This window comes from Mesorhizobium sp. P2_D1, assembly GCF_056404455.1.
Genome location: NZ_JBFUDZ010000021.1, coordinates 75,533 through 96,388, shown reverse-complemented (window position 1 = coordinate 96,388; position 20,856 = coordinate 75,533). Strand labels below are relative to the sequence as shown.

Annotated in this window: 17 protein-coding genes; 10 read left to right on the top strand and 7 right to left on the bottom strand. The window is 64.0% G+C overall.

Translation table 11 applies throughout. The features are described from left to right. From AC1D0I_RS17155 to ppa, 4 genes are all read left to right on the top strand, one after another. Nucleotides 1-512: TPM domain-containing protein (locus AC1D0I_RS17155; RefSeq protein ID WP_477396558.1), on the top strand; the 512-nt coding region annotated here is incomplete at its 5' end. A 9-nt stretch (nucleotides 513-521) separates the two neighbouring features. Then, nucleotides 522-1,160: a TPM domain-containing protein gene (locus tag AC1D0I_RS17150; RefSeq protein WP_477396556.1), complete on the top strand. Its 639-nt coding sequence runs from the start codon at nucleotides 522-524 to the stop codon at nucleotides 1,158-1,160. Nucleotides 1,161-1,402: 242 nt separating this feature from the next. After that, nucleotides 1,403-1,909, top strand: coding sequence for a GNAT family N-acetyltransferase (locus AC1D0I_RS17145; RefSeq protein ID WP_184872479.1), 507 nt, complete (start codon nucleotides 1,403-1,405; stop codon nucleotides 1,907-1,909). Nucleotides 1,910-2,019: 110 nt separating this feature from the next. Then, nucleotides 2,020-2,553: an inorganic diphosphatase gene (ppa, locus tag AC1D0I_RS17140; RefSeq protein ID WP_457150615.1), complete on the top strand. Its 534-nt coding sequence runs from the start codon at nucleotides 2,020-2,022 to the stop codon at nucleotides 2,551-2,553. A 218-nt stretch (nucleotides 2,554-2,771) separates the two neighbouring features. Here ppa and AC1D0I_RS17135 read toward each other — a convergent pair whose 3' ends face one another. Beyond that, complete coding sequence (locus AC1D0I_RS17135) at nucleotides 2,772-3,365, bottom strand: hypothetical protein (RefSeq protein ID WP_477396554.1); 594 nt, start codon at nucleotides 3,363-3,365, stop codon at nucleotides 2,772-2,774. 45 nt (nucleotides 3,366-3,410) lie between these two features. Then, on the bottom strand, nucleotides 3,411-4,028 hold the full coding sequence (locus AC1D0I_RS17130) for a TetR/AcrR family transcriptional regulator (RefSeq protein ID WP_477396552.1): 618 nt from the start codon (nucleotides 4,026-4,028) through the stop codon (nucleotides 3,411-3,413). A gap of 73 nt (nucleotides 4,029-4,101) precedes the next feature. Between AC1D0I_RS17130 and AC1D0I_RS17125 the strand changes: the two genes are divergently transcribed. Both AC1D0I_RS17125 and AC1D0I_RS17120 read left to right on the top strand, forming a co-directional pair. After that, the gene (locus tag AC1D0I_RS17125) at nucleotides 4,102-5,385 is read left to right on the top strand and encodes an MFS transporter (protein WP_477396551.1); all 1,284 of its coding nucleotides are present in this window, start codon (nucleotides 4,102-4,104) and stop codon (nucleotides 5,383-5,385) included. Nucleotides 5,386-5,538: 153 nt separating this feature from the next. Next, a complete protein-coding gene (locus tag AC1D0I_RS17120) occupies nucleotides 5,539-7,113 on the top strand; it encodes an alkaline phosphatase D family protein (RefSeq protein ID WP_477396549.1) in 1,575 nt (524 codons plus the stop codon). A 45-nt stretch (nucleotides 7,114-7,158) separates the two neighbouring features. On the opposite strand, the gene AC1D0I_RS17115 is transcribed toward AC1D0I_RS17120, so the two are convergent. Beyond that, entirely contained in the window at nucleotides 7,159-7,440 is a 282-nt protein-coding gene (locus AC1D0I_RS17115; RefSeq protein ID WP_245331066.1) for a hypothetical protein, read from the bottom strand. 196 nt (nucleotides 7,441-7,636) lie between these two features. Here AC1D0I_RS17115 and typA point away from each other — a divergent pair, with 196 nt between their 5' ends. Next, nucleotides 7,637-9,466: a translational GTPase TypA gene (gene typA / locus AC1D0I_RS17110; protein ID WP_477396547.1), complete on the top strand. Its 1,830-nt coding sequence runs from the start codon at nucleotides 7,637-7,639 to the stop codon at nucleotides 9,464-9,466. A 65-nt stretch (nucleotides 9,467-9,531) separates the two neighbouring features. Here typA and AC1D0I_RS17105 read toward each other — a convergent pair whose 3' ends face one another. Further along, nucleotides 9,532-10,158 (bottom strand): DUF1062 domain-containing protein, encoded by a 627-nt coding sequence (locus tag AC1D0I_RS17105; RefSeq protein ID WP_477396545.1) that lies wholly within the window; start codon nucleotides 10,156-10,158, stop codon nucleotides 9,532-9,534. A 485-nt stretch (nucleotides 10,159-10,643) separates the two neighbouring features. Here AC1D0I_RS17105 and AC1D0I_RS17100 point away from each other — a divergent pair, with 485 nt between their 5' ends. Further along, nucleotides 10,644-11,255 carry a LysE family translocator gene (locus AC1D0I_RS17100; protein ID WP_477396544.1) on the top strand — a complete coding sequence of 204 codons (612 nt, stop codon included), beginning with the start codon at nucleotides 10,644-10,646 and terminating at the stop codon, nucleotides 11,253-11,255. A 100-nt stretch (nucleotides 11,256-11,355) separates the two neighbouring features. On the opposite strand, the gene AC1D0I_RS17095 is transcribed toward AC1D0I_RS17100, so the two are convergent. Together AC1D0I_RS17095 and AC1D0I_RS17090 are read right to left on the bottom strand one after the other, a co-directional pair. Then, the gene (locus AC1D0I_RS17095; RefSeq protein ID WP_095084148.1) at nucleotides 11,356-11,679 is read right to left on the bottom strand and encodes a YciI family protein; all 324 of its coding nucleotides are present in this window, start codon (nucleotides 11,677-11,679) and stop codon (nucleotides 11,356-11,358) included. 130 nt (nucleotides 11,680-11,809) lie between these two features. Next, nucleotides 11,810-12,373: a peroxidase-related enzyme gene (locus AC1D0I_RS17090; protein ID WP_477396542.1), complete on the bottom strand. Its 564-nt coding sequence runs from the start codon at nucleotides 12,371-12,373 to the stop codon at nucleotides 11,810-11,812. 136 nt (nucleotides 12,374-12,509) lie between these two features. On the opposite strand from AC1D0I_RS17090, the gene AC1D0I_RS17085 reads away from it, so the two are divergent. Both AC1D0I_RS17085 and AC1D0I_RS17080 read left to right on the top strand, forming a co-directional pair. Beyond that, nucleotides 12,510-17,300: an NAD-glutamate dehydrogenase gene (locus AC1D0I_RS17085; RefSeq protein ID WP_477396540.1), complete on the top strand. Its 4,791-nt coding sequence runs from the start codon at nucleotides 12,510-12,512 to the stop codon at nucleotides 17,298-17,300. 282 nt (nucleotides 17,301-17,582) lie between these two features. Beyond that, entirely contained in the window at nucleotides 17,583-18,959 is a 1,377-nt protein-coding gene (locus AC1D0I_RS17080) for an MFS transporter (protein ID WP_477227613.1), read from the top strand. Between the two features lie 247 nt (nucleotides 18,960-19,206). Here AC1D0I_RS17080 and purH read toward each other — a convergent pair whose 3' ends face one another. Beyond that, nucleotides 19,207-20,823: a bifunctional phosphoribosylaminoimidazolecarboxamide formyltransferase/IMP cyclohydrolase gene (purH, locus tag AC1D0I_RS17075; protein ID WP_477396538.1), complete on the bottom strand. Its 1,617-nt coding sequence runs from the start codon at nucleotides 20,821-20,823 to the stop codon at nucleotides 19,207-19,209. Between the last annotated feature and the right edge of the window lie 33 nt (nucleotides 20,824-20,856).

Here is a 20,856-nt window from a genome sequence, read left to right as displayed (position 1 = left end):
GCTATGGGCTGGAAGGCACGCTGACCGACCTGCACACCAAGCTGATCATCGAAAACGACATGGTGCCGGCCTTCCGCGCCGGCGACTTCTCCGGCGGCATCAGCAAGGCCGTCGACGACATGGTCATGGTGCTGGAAGGCAATCCGGAGGAGCTGGAGGCGCGCGGTCAGCGCAATCCCGCCCACAACAGCATGCCCATCGACCCCATCGTCGCGGTGTTCCTGATCCTGTGGGGCACGATGTTCTTTGGCGGGTTGGCGATGGCGTTCCTGCCGCCGACGTTCGGCACAAAGCTGTCGCCGGGCGTGTACAAATGGCTGGGCATGACGTTTCGTTACGGCCGCGGACCGAGCGGATCCTCGGGCAGCAGCTGGACAACGGGTTCGTCGTCGGGCAGCGGCTGGTCGTCGGGAAGTTCCGGTGGCGGGTGGTCGTCCGGCTCAAGCAGCGGCGGCGGGTTTTCGGGTGGCGGTGGCTCATCCGGTGGTGGCGGTTCTTCAGGAAGCTGGTGAGACAAGATCATGGCGACACGACCGATCAGCCCGGAAGATCATGAGCGCATCGCCGCCGCGATCCGTGCCGCCGAAGCCAGGACCGATGGCGAGATCTATTGCGTCATGGCGCATGCCAGCGACGGCTATTTCTTCCCGGCCGCCTTCATGGCGACGGCAGGCATGCTGATCGTCAGCCTTGCCGTCGGCTATGGGCTGGAGGCCTGGTGGCTGTCGATCCGGCTACCGCATTTCGTCATCGCACAGCTGCTGGCGCTGGCCTGCGTGCTGTCTTTGTTGTGGACGCTGCCCGGCCTGCGCATCCATCTGGTGCCGAGGCGGATGCGTTATCAGGTGGCGCACGCCAATGCGATCAAGCAGTTCCTCGCCCGCAACGTCCACCGCACCGCGGCGCGCACCGGCGTGCTGATCTTCGTCTCGATCGCCGAACGCTATGCCGAGGTGGTGGCCGATTCGGGCATCGATGCCAAGGTCGGCCAGCATGTCTGGGATGGCGTGGTGCGCGACTTGACCGCGCATGCCGGCGACGACCGGCTTGCTGATGGCTTCGTCAAGGCGATCGAAACGGTGGGCGCGGTGCTGGCCGAGCATTTCCCGGTCACGTCGGGCGACACCAACGAACTCGACGACCATCTTGTCGAGATCTGAGAGCCTGCCTGTAAAAGCTTCTCAGCCGGACGCCTGGTGCGGTTTTCCACGCTTCCGATGCTCACGGACCTGAAAGTCCGCTGCGCTTCGGTTCTCGAAAACCACCCCATCCTTCTCGGCTGAGCGCGTTTTCAGACAGGCTCTCGCCGATGTCACCGACGCCATGATCGTCTGTGAGAAAGCGATCGGCGGGCCGCGCGGACTCTTGCAATCGGGCAATGCGGGTTTATGGTTAAGAAATCATGAATACGCTGACGATCGACATAAGGAAGGCCGAACCGAGCGACGCAGGCGCCATCGCCGAGGTGCACCTGCAGGCCTGGCGCGGCGCCTATTCCGGCATCATTCCACACCGCACGCTGACATCGATGATCAACCGCCGTGGCGCCGATTGGTGGGCGAATGCCATCCGCCGCGCCGCCACCGTGCTGGTTGTCGAAATCGGCGGCGAGATCGCCGGCTATGCCACGATCGGCAAGAACCGGGCCCGGGAACTCAGGCAGCAAGGCGAAATCTACGAATTGTACCTGCGCCCGGAATACCAGGGTATCGGGCTTGGCAGCCGGTTGTTCGCGGCAGCCAAGGCGCGACTGGCCGATCACGGGCTGAAGGGCATGGTGGTGTGGGCGCTGGAAGACAACCAGAACGCGCTCGCCTTCTACGCCGGCGCCGGCGGCCGTGATGTTGCCGAGGGTGTCGAAATCTTCGAGCAGAAGGCGCTGAAGAAGGTCGCTTTCGTCTGGGAGTGACGGCCCGGCCTTTCGGCCACTGCCCACCTGACCTACCCAGCACCATTCGCCGCATTGCGCCGCCGCGCCTCGCCCGCTATCGATCTGTCATCGATAAGAGGGACAAAGCCATGCGCATTGAAGCCATAGCCAGCGGAAAGAATCCGCCTGAGGACGTCAACGTCATCATCGAGGTGCCGATCGGCGGCGAGCCGATCAAATACGAGATGGACAAGGAGGCCGGCACGCTGTTCGTCGACCGCTTCCTGCACACCTCGATGCGCTACCCCGGCAATTACGGCTTCGTGCCGCACACGCTGTCGGGCGACGGTGATCCGATCGACGTGCTGGTCTGCAACACCCGTGCGCTGGTGCCGGGCTGCGTCATCAATGTCAGGCCGATCGGCGTGCTGATCATGGAAGACAATGCCGGCCAGGACGAAAAGATCATCGCCGTGCCGTCACCCAAACTGACGCTGCGCTACGAGAACGTCACCGAGTACACGCAACTGCCCGACATCACGCGCCAGCAGGTGCAGCACTTCTTCGAGCACTACAAGGATCTCGAGCCCGGCAAATGGGTCAAGATCGAAGGCTGGCACGATTCCAAATATGCCAAGAAGATGATCCTCGAGGCGATCGCGCGGGCCAAGGCCAGCAAGTAACTCAGCTTCGTCATCCCAGGGCGGAGCGGGAGCGAAGCGACGCGCAGACCCTGGGATCCATGCCGTGATGCCTGTCGCGGACGCGGCGGAACAGAATTCTACACCGCTGCGGCGTTGTGATTTCGCGGCATGGATCCTCGGGTCCGCGCTGCGTCGCTACGCTCCTTGCTCCGCCCGTGGATGACGAAGTTGCGGACGCTGCGGCCAATCCGACGAGCTTAGTTATCGACCCGACCGAAAGCCGGCACGTTGCCGATGACGGGGTGCCTGTCCTTGCCGCAGGCGAACGTCCGCGCTTTCTCGTCGGCCAGTTTGCGCGCCTGATCGTTGGCGGCGGGATTGCCGGTGGCCAGCACCAGGCCGACCGTGCAGCCATCGCGGGCGTCCATCTGGCCGACCTTGGCGACGAGCAGCACCTCGGTCGGCTTCTTTTCGTCGTCCGGGTTGCTGATCGAGCGGCGGTGGATCGCGGCAAAGGGCACAGCCTTGTCGCCCGTGGTTTCGATGCGCCACTCGATCCTGGCGCCGGACGAATTGAAGCCGGAGAAACTCTCCCAGACCGATGTCATGTCGCTGCCGGGCGGAAAGCCATAAAACAGCGATTCGCGCGCATCGTCATAGGCGATCAGAACGGGGTAGCCGCGATAGCCTGAACAGGCGAGATCGGCCCAGTCGCCGTCGCCTTCCTCGGCCTGCGCGTAGGTCACGCAGTCCTTCTTCCAGTCGAGATCGGTATAGGCGCTAGATATGTCGCTCGCCTGCGCAGCCTGGCAGAAACCGGCCAAGACGAACGGGATCAGAAGAGCGCGCATGGCCGACAATCTCCGTTGCAAGCCATCGCAGCGTAGCGTCAAACACTATTTCTTCAAGCTCGCTTCAATCAGCAGATCGGCGTTGCGAGCGACTGACTGCGCCGGGCCGCCGAGCCCGAACAACTGGCCGCTGATATAGGCGCCTTCGATCAGCAGCAGCAGGCCGTCGCCCAAGGTGTCGGCGTCTTGCGCGCCCATCGCAACCGCCATGCCGCGCAGGCGACGGCGCAATTCCTGTTTGTTGGCCTCGCTGACCACGCGGGCCGGATGGCTGTGTTCGGGGTATTCGACCGCCGCATTGGTCATGCCGCAGCCGCGATAGTCCGCCACCTGCGTGCGCTTGCCGATGCGGGTCAGGAATGCCTTGATCTGCGCACGCGGGTCGCCGGGATGGGCGGCGACCGCCTCATCGAAACGCTCCCAGTATTCCTGGTCGTACTGCCTGAGATAGGAGGCCGCCAGCTCATCCTTGGAGGGAAAGCTGCGATAGAGGCTGGGCTTTGTGACGCCCGCGCGCTTGACGATCTCGTCGACGCCGATCGCCCTTATACCGCGCCGGTAGAACAGCTCGTAGGCCACGTCGAGGATCTTCTTGGCGGCCTTCGGTGGCGCCGATGCATGACCGTCGCTGATGGTCAGTTCAATATTTTTGTCCGTTGGCATCATGGAACTCGATTGACAATGTTACCGATCGGTACGTATACGTCCTCTCATCAGCAACGTACCGGTCAGTAACATGATAGCTCAATCCCGTCCGTTTGGCCAGCGCTACGCTTTCGTCGTGGTTGGCGTCATCTTCCTCTGCCTGCTGGTCGCGGCCGGCCTGCGCTCGGCGCCCGCCGTCATGATGTTGCCGTTGGAGAACAGTTTCGGCTGGCGCCGCGACATCGTTTCGCTGGCCGCCGGTGTCGGCATCCTGCTCTACGGCCTGACCGGACCGTTCGCCGCCGCCCTTATGGAGCGGATCGGGCTGCGCCGCACGCTGCTTGCCTCGCTGGTGGTGATGTCAGGCTCGACCGCACTCAGCCTCTTGATGACCAAGCCCTGGCATCTGTTCATCACCTGGGGCGTGTTCTCGGGCATTGGTTCCGGCGCTGTCGCCAGCGTGCTCGGCGCCACCATCGTCAACCGCTGGTTCAAGACCAATCGCGGCCTTGTCATGGGGCTGATGTCGGCCTCCAGTGCCTCCGGCATGCTGGTGTTCCTGCCGCTGATCGCCTCGCTTGCACAGTCGGGCGGCTGGCAGCCGGTTGTCATCGCCGTTTCGATCGCCACCGCGGCTCTGGTGCCGCTGGTCTGGCTGCTGGTGCCGGAGCGGCCGGCTTCGATCGGCATGGTGCGCTATGGTGCCGCGGCCGACGATGTGCCGCCGGTATCACCGGCATCGCAGGGCAATTTCCTCGCCCATACGTTCTCGACGCTGCGCCGCGCCGCCGGCACGCGCGTGTTCTGGTATCTGTTCGCCACCTTCTTCGTCTGCGGTTTCACCACCAACGGGCTGGTCGGCACGCATCTGATCGCCTTCTGCGGCGACATGGGCATCGGCGAGGTGCAGGCGGCCGGCCTGCTGTCGATGATGGGCATTTTCGACCTGATCGGCACGACGCTGTCGGGCTGGCTCACCGACCGTTTCGACCCGCGCAAGCTGCTCGGCGTCTATTATGGGATCCGTGGCCTGTCGCTCATCTACCTGCCCTATTCCGGCTTCTCGGCAACCAGCCTGATCATCTTCGCGGTGCTTTACGGCCTCGACTGGATCGCCACCGTGCCGCCGACGCTGAGGCTCGCCAACGAGGCGTTCGGCGATCGCAGCGGTCCGATCGTGTTCGGCTGGATCGTCGCTGCACATCAGATCGGCGCAGCTGCTGCCGCAGCCTTCGGCGGCACGATGCGCGAGCTTCAGGGCAACTACGAGCTGGCCTTCATGATCGCCGGCATGACGGCAATCGCCGCCGCCTGTATCTCGCTGTTGATCAACACCAGCCGACCGGCCTTCGATCCGGAACCGCAAGCGGCTTAAGGCGACTGGGTGGGGCTCTCCCTTCTCCCCCTGGAGACAGGGGAGAACGTGCCCAGCCTGTTGGTTGTTATCAAACCTTCATGGTTTGGAGATGCGCCTGAAACATTGAGGTTGGACCTTGGTGGCACCGTTCAAGCCATCCAGGAGACAGCCATGAACAAGCTCTCGATGACCCGCCGTGCTTTCGTCACCTCGGCCAGCGCCGCTGGCCTGGTCGGCGTCTCTGGCCTGGCGCTGCCATACTATTCACGCGCCAGCCAGCGCCCGGCCTTTACCCATGGCGTCCAGTCAGGTGATGTCGACGCCACCAGCGGGATGGTGTGGACGCGCACGGATCGGCCGTCGCGCGTCATGTTCGAAGTGTCGTCGACCGAAAGTTTCACTGATGCCGTCCGCCTGGCGCCGCTCGATACCTCGCCGGCCAGCGACTATACGGTCAAGCGCCTGCTCACCGACCTCGCTTCCGACCAGGATATCTTCTATCGCATGACGGCAGCCGATCTCGCCGACATCAACGCGGCTTCCGAGCCGATCACGGGCCGCTTCCGCACCGCGCCTGCCTCCAGGCGCGACATCAAGTTCGCCTGGTCGGGCGACACCGCCGGCCAGGGCTGGGGTATCGACGAGACCGGCATGAAGACCTACGCCACGATCGGCAAGCACACGCCCGACTTCTTCCTGCATTCGGGCGACACCATCTATGCCGACGGCGCCATGAAGGACGAGGTCGACCTGCCCGGCGGCGGCAAGTGGAAGAACGTCGTGCTGATCGACGGCAAGCGCAAGGTCGCCGAGACGCTGGACGAATACCGGGACCAGTGGAAATACAACATGATGGACAAGAACGTGCTGGGCCTCAGCGCGATCTGCCCGACCTTCTACCAGTGGGACGACCACGAAGTGCTGAACAACTGGTCGGATTCGAAGGATCTCAGCGCCGACAACCGGTACACCGAGAAATCCATCCATGTGCTGGCGGCACGTGCGGCGCGCGCTTTCCACGAAATGACGACGATCCGCTATGAACCGTCCGAGCCGGGCCGCGTCTATCGCAAGATTGCCTATGGGCCGCTGCTCGACGTGTTCTTCCTCGACATGCGTTCCTATCGCGGTCCCAACGGTCCGGACATGCAAGATGAGATGACGCCGCAATCGCGCATGCTCGGCGAACAGCAGACGAAATGGCTGAAGCGCGAACTGGCAAATTCGAAGGCAACCTGGAAAATCATCGCCGCCGACATGCCGCTCGGCCTCGTCGTTTGGGACGATGCCGCCAAGAAGGCGGGTGCCGAAGCGGTGAGCAACGGCGACAACGGCCCGGCCAAGGGACGCGAACTCGAGATCGCCGACCTTTTGCGTTTCATCAAGAACGCCGGCATCAGCAACACCGTCTGGATGACCGCCGACGTGCATTATACCGCCGCGCACTACTACAATCCCGACAAGGCGCAGTTCCAGGATTTCAATCCATTCTGGGAGTTCGTCTCGGGCCCGATCCATGCCGGCACGTTCGGCCCGAACGATTTCGACATGACCTTCGGTCCGGAGCTGAAATTCATCAAGGCGCCAACCGCCGAGCAAGGCCAGAACCTGCCGCCGTCAGCCGGCCTTCAATTCTTCGGGCTGGTCGATATCAATGGCGCCAGCGAGCAGATGACGGTGCGGCTGATGGACCGCGACGACAACGAGCTTTACAAGGTCACGCTCGACCCGGTGCGGTCGGCGTAAGCCCACCTTCGTATCTATTGGGATGACGACCGCTGCCTGCGGTCGTCAGTCGGGATAGCAGACCATCGGGACGTTCGGCCAGACGGCAGTGTCGCAGTTGGCGGCGTCCTGCCTCTGCTTGAAGGCGGCGCTGACCGGGCCGGTCACCATCGGGTCGACGCCGTCGGGTGCGTCGGCAAAGACCTGCTCGGCGGATGGCGCAACGGTTGGCAAGGCAGGCCGTGCTTCCTTCTGCGTCGCAGCCGACTGCGCGGCGTTGGCCGCCAGTAGGATGGCAAAGGCAGCGGACGCGATGAGCGGCCAAAATCGGTTGAGTTTATCGGTCATGACGTTCGAACTGTCCGGGCCTCGAAAGGTTCCCGCCTTGGTTAACAAAATCATTTCACACGCAGATGCTTAAGATTTGATGAGTATTTGGTGTCGCGCGTCCTCTTTCGCAACTGCGAAAAACCCTGTATGAGCCGCGCAACCGAAAGAGGCAGCGCCTTTGGCCTGCTGCCTGCAACGCTTCCGAGACCAGAACATGAAAATTCGTAATATCGCGATCATCGCGCACGTCGACCATGGAAAAACCACCCTCGTCGACCAGTTGCTCCGGCAATCCGGCTCCTTCCGCGACAATCAGCGCGTCGCCGAGCGCGCCATGGATTCCAACGACCTCGAAAAGGAACGCGGTATCACCATCCTGGCCAAGGCGACCTCGGTCGACTGGAAGGACACCCGCATCAACATCGTCGACACCCCTGGCCACGCCGACTTTGGCGGCGAGGTCGAGCGCATCCTGTCGATGGTGGATTCGGCCATCGTGCTGGTCGACGCCGCCGAAGGGCCGATGCCGCAGACCAAGTTCGTCGTCGGCAAGGCGCTCAAGGTCGGCCTGAAGCCGATCGTCGTCATCAACAAGATCGACCGTCCGGATGCCCGCCATGTCGAGGTGGTCAACGAGGTGTTCGACCTGTTCGCGGCGCTCGACGCCACCGACGAGCAGCTCGATTTCCCGATTCTTTACGGTTCAGGCCGCGATGGCTGGGTTTCGGAAAATCCGGAAGGCCCAAAGGACCAGGGCCTGGCGCCGCTGTTCGATCTCGTCATCAAGCATGTACCGACGCCGACCGTTCATCCCGGCCCATTCCGCATGATCGGCACCATCCTGGAGGCCAATCCTTTCCTTGGCCGCATCATCACCGGCCGCATCGAGAGCGGCACGCTGAAGTCCAACCAGCCGGTCAAGGTGCTGCACCATGACGGCACGCTGGTCGAGACCGGCCGTATTTCCAAGATCCTCGCCTTCCGCGGCCTCGAGCGCCAGCCGATCGAAGAAGCCCAGGCGGGTGATATCGTCGCCATCGCCGGCCTGTCGAAGGGCACCGTCGCCGATACGTTCTGCGACCCGTCCGTGACCGAACCGCTGCATGCGCAGCCGATCGATCCGCCGACCGTGACCATGTCCTTCCTCGTCAACGACAGCCCGCTGGCCGGCACCGAAGGCGACAAGGTGACCAGCCGCGTCATCCGAGACCGCCTGCTGCGCGAGGCCGAAGGCAATGTCGCGCTGAAGATCGAGGAATCGCCGGACAAGGATTCGTTCTTCGTCTCCGGCCGCGGTGAATTGCAGCTGGCCGTGCTGATCGAGACGATGCGCCGCGAAGGCTTCGAGATCGCCGTGTCGCGGCCGCGCGTCGTCATGCAGAAGGGCGAAAGCGGCGAATTGCTGGAGCCGGTCGAGGAAGTCGTCATCGACGTCGATGAGGAGCATGCCGGCATCGTCGTGCAGAAGATGTCGGAGCGCAAGGCCGAGATGGTCGAGCTGCGCCCGTCCGGCGGCAACCGCCAGCGCATCGTCTTCCATGCGCCGACGCGCGGCCTGATCGGCTACCAGTCGGAACTGCTGACCGACACACGCGGCACCGCCGTGATGAACCGGCTGTTCCACGCCTATGAGCCCTACAGGGGTGAATTGCCGGGCCGCACCAATGGCGTGCTGATCTCCAACGAGCAGGGCGAGGCGGTGGCCTATGCCATGTGGAACCTGGAAGATCGTGGCCCGATGGTCATCGATCCCGGCGTCAAGGTCTATCAGGGCATGATCATCGGCATCCATAGCCGCGACAACGATCTCGAAGTGAACGTGCTGAAGGGCAAGAAGCTGACCAACATCCGCGCCGCCGGCAAGGACGAGGCGGTCAAGCTCACCCCGCCGATCCGCATGACGCTGGAACGCGCACTGGCCTGGATCCAGGACGACGAGCTGGTCGAGGTGACGCCGAAGACCATCCGCCTGCGCAAGCTCTATCTCGACCCGAACGAGCGCAAGCGCTTCGAGAAGTCGGCAAAGGCGGTCGGCGCGGCGTAACCTTATTTTCTTTTTCTCACAGATGAGAGGGGCGGAGTGCACAAGTGCTTCGCCCCTCTCTTCATTCACCCGCCGGCGGCCGAGATGATGGCCTGACGATCGGGTTGGCCGGCGAGGTCGATGCGGATCGTGGTCCCCGCGCGAGCCGGCTTGCGCAGGGCTTTGGCGCCGTCAGGGTCCACGACCAGCAATCGCCTTTCTTCCAACGCCTGAAGCCGCGATCGCGAGAGGCCGAGTTCGCTGGCGAGCAGCCGGTCAAGCCGCAGCGATGTCGGCACTTCGAGCCCGAGCAGGAGTTCCAACATGGTTGCGGCCTCTTGAGGGGAGCCGAGCATTTGTTTGCGGACGACGACCTCGGCAAATTCTTCAACGCGTCCCACACGGCTCCGCAGCGCGACGACATCGAAAGCATGGCGCCGGGCGAGTGACGGATCATTGCTTTCGAGCGCCGCGAGCCGCGTGGGTTCGATATCGCGGCGGTTGCAGCGCTCGAATATGCCGAAATTCCAGGAATTGTCGCAGTCGATGCAACGGTAGATCAGCCAGACGTCGATGCGCTTGCCGTTGGCGTTGACGCGGAATTTTTCGCTGCAGCGATAGGCCTTCACGGTGCCGCAGCGATTGCAGTTGATGAGTGGTCGAGGTGCGGTCTTGGGCGCGATCGCCCAGCGGATACGCAGGAGTGCAGACATGCCGATAAGCCCTTCCCGTCGGGAAGTTCATCAGGTCGGCAATGTCGAGATGCCCATGCGGGGCGCGGCGTGGCGGCAGGCTGTGGCGATCGGAAATCAGGTGTCACGGGCGGAAAGCGCGCGACAGCGGTTCAGCAGTGCCAAACCGGTCTCGAACCGCCGCCCAGAGGAACACATGAATTGAAAACAGGCACCGCGAATGCGGCGCCATGCAGTGTGTCGGGGGAGTTGACGAGACCGGCGGTTACTGAGGCAAAGTGACGCTCGAAATTGTTTCGCGGCGGCCCTTCTAGCTGCGAGATGCCAGAGGTGCAAGGCACCTGATTATCTCACGTTGGCGCTGCCCCTCATCCGGTCCGCCGGCACCTTCTCCCCGCATGGGACGGGGAGAAGGGGGAAGCTCCAAGTGAATATCTTGCCTTTGCCAGCGTTACAGCTGCCGGGTTAGTGTGGCGGATCGAACCTCTCAAGCCGAGATCCTGACCATGCACCTCACCTCGCTGCTGATCTTCGCCGCCGCCTTGTTCGTCGCCGCCGGCTCGCCCGGTCCGTCGATCGCCGCCCTCGTCGCGCGCGTCATCTCGAAAGGATTTCGCGACGTATTCCCGTTCCTGCTCGCCATGTGGCTCGGCGAGGGCATCTGGCTGTCGCTGGCGGTGTTCGGGCTGGCTGTCGTGGCGCAGAGTTTTCACTTCGCCTTCGTCGTCGTGAAATGGATCGGAGTCGCCTATCTCGCCTATCTCGCTTTCAAGATGTGGACCGCGCCGGTCTACGCCAAGGAGGGTGAGATGCCGCGCGAGGATTCGCCCGCAAAACTGTTCTTCGCCGGCATGGCGGTGACACTCGGCAATCCCAAGATCATGATGTTCTACCTGGCGCTGCTGCCGACCATCATCGACCTCGCTTCGGTCAGCATCGTCGGCTGGGTCGAATTGACGGCGACCATGGCGGTGGTCCTCATCGCTATCGATCTCGCCTGGGTGCTCGCCGCATCGCAGGCGCGCAAGTTGTTGAAGAGCAAGCGCGCCATGAAGATCGCCAACCGCGTCAGCGCCACAACGATGGCCGGCGCCGCCGCAGCGATCGCGGCGCGGTGATAGGGCATGCATCCGAACCGAAGGACGGCGTCAGCGAAAAGCGGGAACGTTTTCTGCTTCGCAGACCCTCGGTTAGGAGGATCACGCTTAAGACGCCGCGTCACATCACTTCGATGATCGGCGCGATCTCGACGCTGAAAGCCGGGTCCATCAGGATAGGGCAGTCCTTGGCCTTGCCGACGGCATCGTCGATGTCTTTTGCTTCAACGATCGTATAGCCGGCGGTTGGATTGCTGCCGCCATTGTTCTCGACCTTGCCGCCGGGCAGCACCATCTTCGACATGCCGACCGGATTGCCGCCGTCGACCACGGCCGAGCCGAGCTTGCCGTACCAGTGCGTCCAGGCGTCCATTGCCGCCTGCCGCTCGGCCTCCTCGGTCGGCATCTTGCCCGAGCCATGATAGACGTAGAGAAACTTCGCCATGTTCTCCTCCCTTGATCAGCGGCATCGAACCGGCATGCGGTCACGCCGCCTGGCGATCATCGGACCAAAGCGGCGAACATGCAACGAGAATGCGAAAGGGCTTATGTAAGGCGCGGTTGGCTCCAGCCGCTCACCTCGCCATCGCGTGGTATTCGTCGTTCGGCCGCATGTCGATTGCCGCCGCCACGCGGTTCGACATGTTAAAGAACGAAGCGGTCGAGGCGACGTCCCAGATGTCGCGATCAGTGAAGCCGGCCTTGCGCAGTGCGGCTCGATCAGCCTCGACGATCTTAGCCGGCTCTTCCGTCAGCTTGACGGCGAATTCGAGCATTGCGGTCTGCCTCGGCGAAAGCTCGGCGGCGCGGAAGTTCATCACCATCATCTCGCCGAGCGTAGGGTCGCCGGACAGCTGGCGCACCGCCGCGCCATGCGCGGTCAGGCAATAATAGCAATGGTTGATCGAGGAGACGGCGACCGCGATCATCTCACGTTCCAGTTTCGACAGGCCGGACTCGCCCAGCATCAGGTCGTTGTACATGTCGGTGAAGGCGCGCAGCTTCTTGTCGTCGAAGGCGTAGGCGTGCAGCACGTTGGGAACGAGGCCGAGCTTCTCCTCGCATTTGGCGAAATAGGTTTTTGTCGCCTCGCTCAACTCTCCCGAAGCAAGGTCAAGCGCGGTGATTTTGCCGGTCATGGGGTGGCTTCTCCTCGTTGGGCGATGTCCTGTCGCCGAATTCCGATAAATCTTGGCAAGCCGTCAAACCTTTGTCGCCAAACAGCGCTCATCTGCTACCATAGTCACAAAAGCATGCGACGGGAGGAATGGCATCATGGCCAGCGTGAAATCCGCAGCGAAGTCGAAGAAAAAGGCCACCCCAGCAGCAAGGACGGAGGAAAGACCAACCAGGCTTGCCGACTACCTGCTCGCCCGCGCGCCGGCCGAAGACATCGCCGCCTATGAGGTGGCCGACCTCGAACGCGCCGCCGATCTTGCCGGCCAGGCGGTCGCCGGCCACAAGAAGAGTGAGTGCGTCGTCGCCGTCGATGCCGATTCAGGCGTCGTCCGCCAGGGCCGCCCGGTGACGGTGATCACGGTCGTCAACGACAACATGCCGTTCCTGTTCGATTCCATCCTCGGCGAGATCACCGAAAGCGCCGGCGAACCGACCTTGGTCACCCACCCGGTCATCACCGTTCGCCGCGGCAAAGGCGGTGTGGAAGAAATCCTCGGCGACGGCAATTTCGCCAAGGACGACGGCAGCCACGACCGGCTAAGCGTCATCCATGTCCATATCCCGCGGCTGACCGCCGAGCAGGCGGCCGGATTGACCGAGCGGCTGCGCAAGATGCTCGGCCAGGTGCACGCCGCGGTCCACGACTGGCGGCCGATGCTGGCCCGCCTCGACCAGGCGATCTCGGAGTTCCGCTATTCGGCGGTGCCGCTCGACAAGAAGAGCGTTGCCGAGGCGATCGCCTTCCTGGAGTGGCTGCGCGACGACAATTTCACCTTCCTCGGCATGCGCGAGTTCAAATACACCGGCGGCGAGGAAAGCGGCACGCTGGAGCGCGCCGACAAGCCTGGTCTCGGCATCCTGTCCGATCCCGACGTGCTGGTGCTGAGGCGCGGCACGGAAGCGGTGACGACGACACCGGAAATCCGCGCCTTCCTGCACGGGCCGGAGCCGCTGATCGTCACCAAGGCCAATGCAAAGTCCTCCGTGCACCGCCGCATCTATCTCGACTATATCGGCGTCAAGACCTACACGTCCAAGGGCACGCTGGCGGGCGAATTGCGCATCGTCGGCCTGTTCACCTCGACCGCCTACACGCGCTCTGTGATGAAGATCCCGTATCTGCGGTCGAAGGCCGAAACCATCATCGCCAAGTCCGGCTTTGACCGGCACGATCACTCCGGCAAGGCGCTGATCAACGTGCTGGAGAGCTATCCGCGCGACGAGTTGTTCCAGGTCCCGGTGCCGATCCTGAAGAAGCACGCCGCAGCCATTCTCGGCCTGGTCGAGCGGCCGCGGGTCAGGGCGCTGGTGCGCGTCGACCAGTTCGATCGTTTCGTCTCGATACTCGTCTTCGTGCCGCGCGACCGTTACGACAGTGTCGCGCGCGAGAAGATCGGCAGCTATCTCAAGACCGTGTTCGAAGGCCGGCTGTCGGCCTATTATCCTGCCTTCCCCGAAGGCGGCCTGGCGCGTGTCCATTTCATCATCGGCCGCTCCGGCGGCAAGACGCCGAAGGTCGAGCAAGCGGCAATCGAGGCGGCGATCCGTGACATCGTGCGCACCTGGGAGGACGCCCTTTCCGACGCGGCCGACGCGAATGGTGGCAACCAGGCTTTGAAGAGCATCGCCGCACGGCTGCCGGAAAGCTACCGCGATACGTTCAGCGCAGCGGTGGCGCTGGCCGATGCGGGGCGCATCGCCGAGATCAGCGCCAGCAATCCGATCGCCATCGACTATTATCGCAATGCCGAGCAGAAGCCGCATCAGGCGTCGCTGAAGATCTATCACCACGGCAGCCCGGTGGCGCTGTCGCGGCGCGTGCCGGTGCTGGAAAACATTGGCTTCAGGGTCATCAGCGAGCGCACCTTCGAGGTCGGCGACGACCAGTCCGGCATGGTGTTCATTCACGACATGGAGCTGGAGAACAGTTACGGCAAGCCGATCGACCTTGCCGATGGCGGCGCGCTGTTCGAGGACGCATTCCTATCCGTCTGGCGCGGTGACGTCGATAATGACGGCTATAACGGCCTTGCCCAGACCGCGGGCCTGTGGTCGGGCGAGATCACCATCCTGCGCGCCTATGGCCGCTATCTGCAGCAGGTCGGCATTCCGCAAAGCCAGGACTTCATCGCTGCCGCGCTCAACCGCTATCCCGATATCGCGCGCGGCCTGCACGCCCTGTTCATCTCCCGGCTTGGCCCGACGGCCGAGGCCGAAGGCGTGGTGGCGGCAAAGCACCTCAAGGCCAAGATCAAGGATGCGCTGGAAGATGTGCCGAACATCGACGACGACACCATCATCCGCCGCTACCTCAATCTGATCGAAGCCTCGCTGCGCACCAATCATTTCGTTGCCGATACGAAAGAGAAAGGCCAGTCACTGGCGATCAAACTCGATTCGCATGCGGTCGACGGCTTGCCGGCGCCGCGGCCGTGGCGAGAGATCTTCGTCTACGGTTCCGAGGTCGAGGGGCTGCATCTGCGCTTCGGGCCGGTGGCGCGGGGCGGTCTGCGCTGGTCGGACCGCGCCCAGGACTACCGCACCGAGGTGCTCGGCCTGGTCAAGGCGCAGCAGGTCAAGAACGCCGTCATCGTGCCGGTTGGCGCCAAGGGCGGGTTTTTCCCCAAGCGCCTGCCGGCGGGCGGCAGCCGCGATGCGATCTTCGAGGCCGGCACCTCGGCCTACAAGAACTTTGTCTCCAGCCTGCTGTCGATCACCGACAATATCGGCCTCGACGGCGTCATCCCGCCGGCCGGCGTCGTGCGCCGCGACCCGGACGATCCATATTTCGTCGTTGCCGCGGACAAGGGCACCGCGACCTTCTCCGACACCGCCAACGCCATCAGCGAGAAGCACGGCTTCTGGCTAGACGACGCGTTCGCCAGCGGCGGATCTGCCGGTTACGACCACAAGAAGATGGGCATCACCGCCAAGGGCGCCTGGGAAGCGGTCAAGCGGCATTTCCGCGAGATGAACCGCGACATCCAGACCTCACCCTTCACCGTCGTCGGTGTCGGCGACATGTCGGGCGACGTGTTCGGCAACGGCATGCTTTTGTCGCCGAAGACCAGGCTGATCGCCGCCTTCGACCATCGCGACATCTTCATCGATCCCGATCCCGACATGACGGCGTCGATGGCCGAGCGCGAGCGCATGTTCGCCCTGCCACGTTCGAGCTGGCAGGACTACGACAAGACCAAACTGTCGGAAGGCGGCATCATCGTGTCGCGCAACCAGAAGTCGATCACCTTGCCGGCGGCGGCGGCGGCGGCGATCGGTCTGGCCAAGACGACCGCCACGCCGGTCGAGATCATGGGCGCCATCCTCAAGGCGCCGGTCGATCTGCTCTGGTTCGGCGGCATCGGCACGTATCTGAGGGCATCCGGCGAAACCAACGCCGAGGTCGGCGACCGCGCCAACGATGCCGTCCGCATCACCGCGCTCGATGTGCGCGCCAAGGTGATCGGCGAGGGCGCCAATCTCGGCGTGACGCAGCGGGCCCGCATCGAGTTCGGCATGAATGGCGGCCGCTGCAACTCGGACGCCATCGACAATTCGGGCGGCGTCAACTGCTCCGACGTTGAGGTCAACATCAAGATTGCGCTGGCTTCGGCCATGCGCAAGGGGTCGTTGACGCGCCCGGCGCGCAACAAGCTGCTGGCCGAAATGACCAACGAGGTTGGCGGACTGGTGCTGTCCAACAATTACGAGCAGACGCTGGCGCTTTCGATCGCCCGCAAGCGCGGCCTCGCCGACATCGCGCACCAAAGCCGCTTCATGACGGCGCTGGAGGGACGCGGCCTGCTCGACCGCGCCGTCGAGACGCTGCCTTCGCCGGCGGCCCTTGCCGAGCGCGAAGCACGCGGCGAGCCGCTGACCAGGGCCGAGCTCGGCGTGTTGCTGGCCTATGCCAAGATCGTGCTGTTTTCCGATATCGTCGCCAGCGACGTGCCGGACGACGTGCATTTCGATCGCGACCTGATGGGCTATTTCCCGGACCGGATGGCGAAGAAATACGCAGCCGAGATCAACGACCACAGGTTGCGCCGCGAGATCATCGCCCGCGTCGTCGCCAACGACCTGGTCAATCGCGGCGGCCCGTCCTTCGTCAACCGGTTGCAGGAAGCGACCGGACGTACCGCGGCCGACGTGGTGCGCACTTTTGCTGTGGTGCGCGACGGTTTTGCCTTGCCGGCGCTCTATCGCGAGATCGACGCGCTCGACAATCTGATCGACGGCCAGGTGCAGCTCGATCTCTACCAGGCGGTCAGCCGGCTGATCTACGTGACCAGCGGCTGGTATCTCAAGAACGATGCCGGCACCGCACCACTTGGTCAGCGCATTGGCGAACTCATGGAAGCGCGCAAGGCACTGGAACCCAAGCTCGTTTCACTGCTGCCGGCCTTCTCGCGCGAGCGTATCGAGGAGAAGCGGCACGGGCTGTTCAAGAGTGGCGCGCCGGAAAAGCTGGCCGGGCAATTGGCGCTGAACGAGGTGGCGGAGCTCATCCCCGACATCGCGCTGACGGCGCGCACGGCCGGCGCCGACATCGTTGCCGCGGCCAAGGCGTTCTTCGCGGTCAGCGATGCCTTCCGTATCCCGCGTGTCGAGGACGCGGCGCGTTCGATCACGCCCTCCGACTACTACGATCAGCTGGCGCTGTCGCGCGCCACCGACACGATCGGGGCAGCGCGGCGCGGCATTGCGGTGGCAGCACTCACCGGTCATGCCAAGGCCGCGGATCCGGTGGTGGCCTGGCTGGAAGCCGGCGGCGAGCGGGTGGCGCGCATCCGCGAGCGGCTTCAGGCGCTCACCGAAGGCGGCGACATCACCGTGTCGCGGCTGTCGGTCGCGTCGGGGCTGATGAGCGATCTGACGGGGATGTGAACCCATTCGCTTCACAAGGCTGGTGCTGCCCCTCATCCGGCTGCCGCCACCTTCTCCCCGTATTGTGACGGGGAGAAGGGAGCCTGTCGCGATCGTCGGTGCCTTACTACAACGCTGACCGTTGGCGAAACGTCGATGACTGCGTCTTTCTCCCCGTCACTATACGGGGAGAAATGCCCGGCAGGGCAATGAGGGGCGGCGCCATGCTTGTTCGTTTGCACCATCACGAAAAAACATGCAGACATGGCGCGCGACGCGTGGAGCAGACGCTGAGGAGGGGACATGACCGAGGTAACCGTGCAGCGTGCGTCCGGGCGCGGCATCTGGGGATGGATGTTCTTCGACTGGGCGGCGCAGCCGTTCTTCACTGTCGTCACCACCTTCATCTTCGGCCCCTATTTCGTTTCGCGCATGGCGAGCGATCCCAATACCGGCCAGGCGGTCTGGGGCTATGGCATTGCCGCGGCCGGGCTGGTCATCGCCGTGCTGTCGCCAATCCTCGGCTCGATCGCCGACCAGACCGGACCGCGCAAGCCCTGGATTGCGTTCTTCGCCGCGATCAAGATCACCAGCCTCTGCCTGTTGTGGTTCGCGGCCCCCGGATCCAATCTGTTCCTCATCGTGGCGCTGTTCTCGCTGGCCTCGGTGGCGGCGGAATTCTCGACCGTGTTCAACGATTCGATGATGCCGCGGCTTGTGCCGAAAAGCGAAATCGGCCGCATCTCCAACATCGCCTGGGGCCTCGGCTATCTCGGCGGCATGATCGCGCTGATCTTCGTTGTCACCTGCATGGCCGGCTCGCCCGAGACCGGCAAGACGATCATCGGCCTCGACCCGCTGTTCGGGCTCGACCCGAAGCTCGGCGAGGACGCGCGCGCCACCGGGCCGCTGTCGGCCGGCTGGTACTTCCTGTTCATCCTGCCGATGTTCTTCTTCACGCCGGATGCCATCAAGGGCATCCCGATCGGGCCGGCGGTGCGCGAAGGCCTGTCGGAGTTGAAATCAACGCTGGCCGAGGTGCGCCAGCGTGGCGGCATCTTCCGTTTCCTCGTCGCCCGCATGATCTACCAGGATGGCGTCAACGCGCTGCTGGCGCTGGGCGGCACCTTCGCGGCGGCGATGTTCCACTGGTCGATCACCGAAATCGGCATGTTCGGCATCATCCTCAATGTCGTCGCCATCCTCGGCTGCTGGGTGGCGGCGCGCCTCGACACCGCGCTCGGTTCCAAGGTGGTGGTGATGATTGCGCTGGTCATGCTGTCCATCGCCACCGTCGGCGTCGTCTCGACCGGTCCGGGCTTCACGCTGCTCGGCCTGATACAGCTCTCGACGGTCGATTCGGGTGGCCTGTTCGGCACCGCGGCTGAAAAGGCCTACATCCTGTACGGCCTGTTGATCGGCCTGGCCTTCGGGCCGGTGCAGGCATCGTCGCGCTCCTATATGGCGCGCAGCGTCACAGCGGCGGAATCCGGCCGCTATTTCGGCATCTATGCGCTGGCCGGGCGGGCAACCAGCTTCCTGGCGCCGTTCCTGGTGGCGACCATCACCGCCGTCAGCGGCTCGGCGCGGCTCGGCATGGCGGTGATCATCCTGTTCCTGGGCATAGGCATGGCGATCCTGATCAGGACGCCGTATCCGGCGGACCAGCCGGTGGAATGATTTACCCTCCCCCTTGTGGGGGTGAGCAGCCCGGTTCGCGCAGCGAATTCAGCGTGCCGGTGGCACGATGAAAGGCCGGCGAACGCCGGGACGCTGCGCAGCAGCGGGGACCCGGCCGGGCTGTTGATCATTCATTCCCAGCCCTTCGCAGGCTCAGGGCGTTCGAAGCTCGAAAAGCCAAGCAATTGGCTTTTCGTTCGCTGCGCGAACCGCTTCTTACCCCCACAAGGGGGAGGGTAAAGGCCCTTCAGTGCCGGAAGTGCCGAACCCCCGTAAACACCATGGCGATCCCGTGCGCGTCGGCGGCGGCGATGACGTCGTCGTCGCGCATCGAGCCGCCGGGCTGGATGACGGCGGTGGCGCCGGCTTCGATCGCCGACAGCAATCCGTCGGCGAAGGGGAAGAACGCGTCAGAGGCGACAACCGAGCCCTTGGTCAGCGGTTCGGCGAGGCCCGCCGCCTCGGCCGCGTCGAGCGCCTTGCGCGCGGCAATGCGCGAGGAATCGACCCGGCTCATCTGGCCGGCGCCGATGCCGACGGTGGCGCCGTCCCTGGCGTAGACGATGGCGTTGGACTTGACGTGCTTGGCGATGCGGAAAGCGAATTTCAGGTCGGCCATTTCGGCCGCTGTAGGTGCGCGCTTGGTCACCACTTTCAGCTCGAGGTCGTCGACCACGGCATTGTCCCTGCCCTGGACGAGGATGCCACCGGCGACGGATTTGACCGTCGTGCCGGGCGTGCGCGGGTCCGGCAGGCCGCCGGTGACCAGCAGGCGCAGGTTCTTTTTCGCCGCGACGATTGCGGCTGCCTCGTGGGTCGCGTCGGGCGCGATGATCACCTCGGTGAAGGTTTTCACGATCTCCTCGGCGGCTTCGGCGTCGAGGGTGCGATTCATGGCGACGATGCCGCCGAAGGCCGAGACCGGATCGCAGGCGAGCGCCTTGGCATAGGCTGCCTTCAGCGACGCGCCCTCGGCGACCCCGCACGGGTTGGCGTGCTTGATGATGGCGACGGCGGCGGAGCGGTTCGGATCGAATTCGCCGGCCAGTTCGAACGCGGCATCGGTGTCGTTGATGTTGTTGTAGGAGAGCTGCTTGCCCTGCAGCTGGCGTGCCGTGGCGACGCCCGGCCGCTTGTCGCCATTGAGGTAGAAGCCGGCGCTCTGGTGCGGGTTCTCGCCGTAGCGCATCACCTCGACCAGCCTGCCGCCAAAGGCGCGCCACATCGGATGCTCGATCTCCAGCGCCTCGGCGAACCAGCCGGAGATCGCCGCGTCATAGGTGGCGGTGCGGGCAAAGGCCTTGGCCGCCAGCTTCTTGCGGAAATCCAGCGACAGCGAGCCGATGTTCATCTCCAGCGCGTTCAGCACCGAGGCGTAGTCGCCGGGGTCGGTGACGATGGCGACATAGGCATGGTTCTTGGCCGAGGCGCGGATCATCGCCGGGCCGCCAATGTCGATGTTCTCGACAATCGCGGCATAGTCGGCGCCGGAACGGCGGACCTCCTCGAACGGATAGAGATTGGAGACGACGAGATCGATCGGCTCGATGCCGTATTTGCGCATCGCAGCCGAGTGCTCGGGGTCGTCGCGCACACCAAGCAGCGCGCCATGCACGCTGGGATGCAAGGTCTTGACGCGGCCATCCATGATCTCGGGAAAGCCGGTGAGCTCGGAGACGTCACGCACCGCCAGGCCAGCCTCGGCGATCGCCTTTGCCGTGCCGCCGGTCGAGACCAGTTCGACGCCGGCAGCCGCCAGCGCCCTGGCGAAATCGATCAGCCCGGTCTTGTCGAAGACGGAGAGCAGGGCGCGACGCACCGGAACGAGGTCAGGTGCTGGAATGTTCTTGGCGGCGACGGCCATGGGCGGCGGCCTTTCACGGCTGGTGTGGTGGGT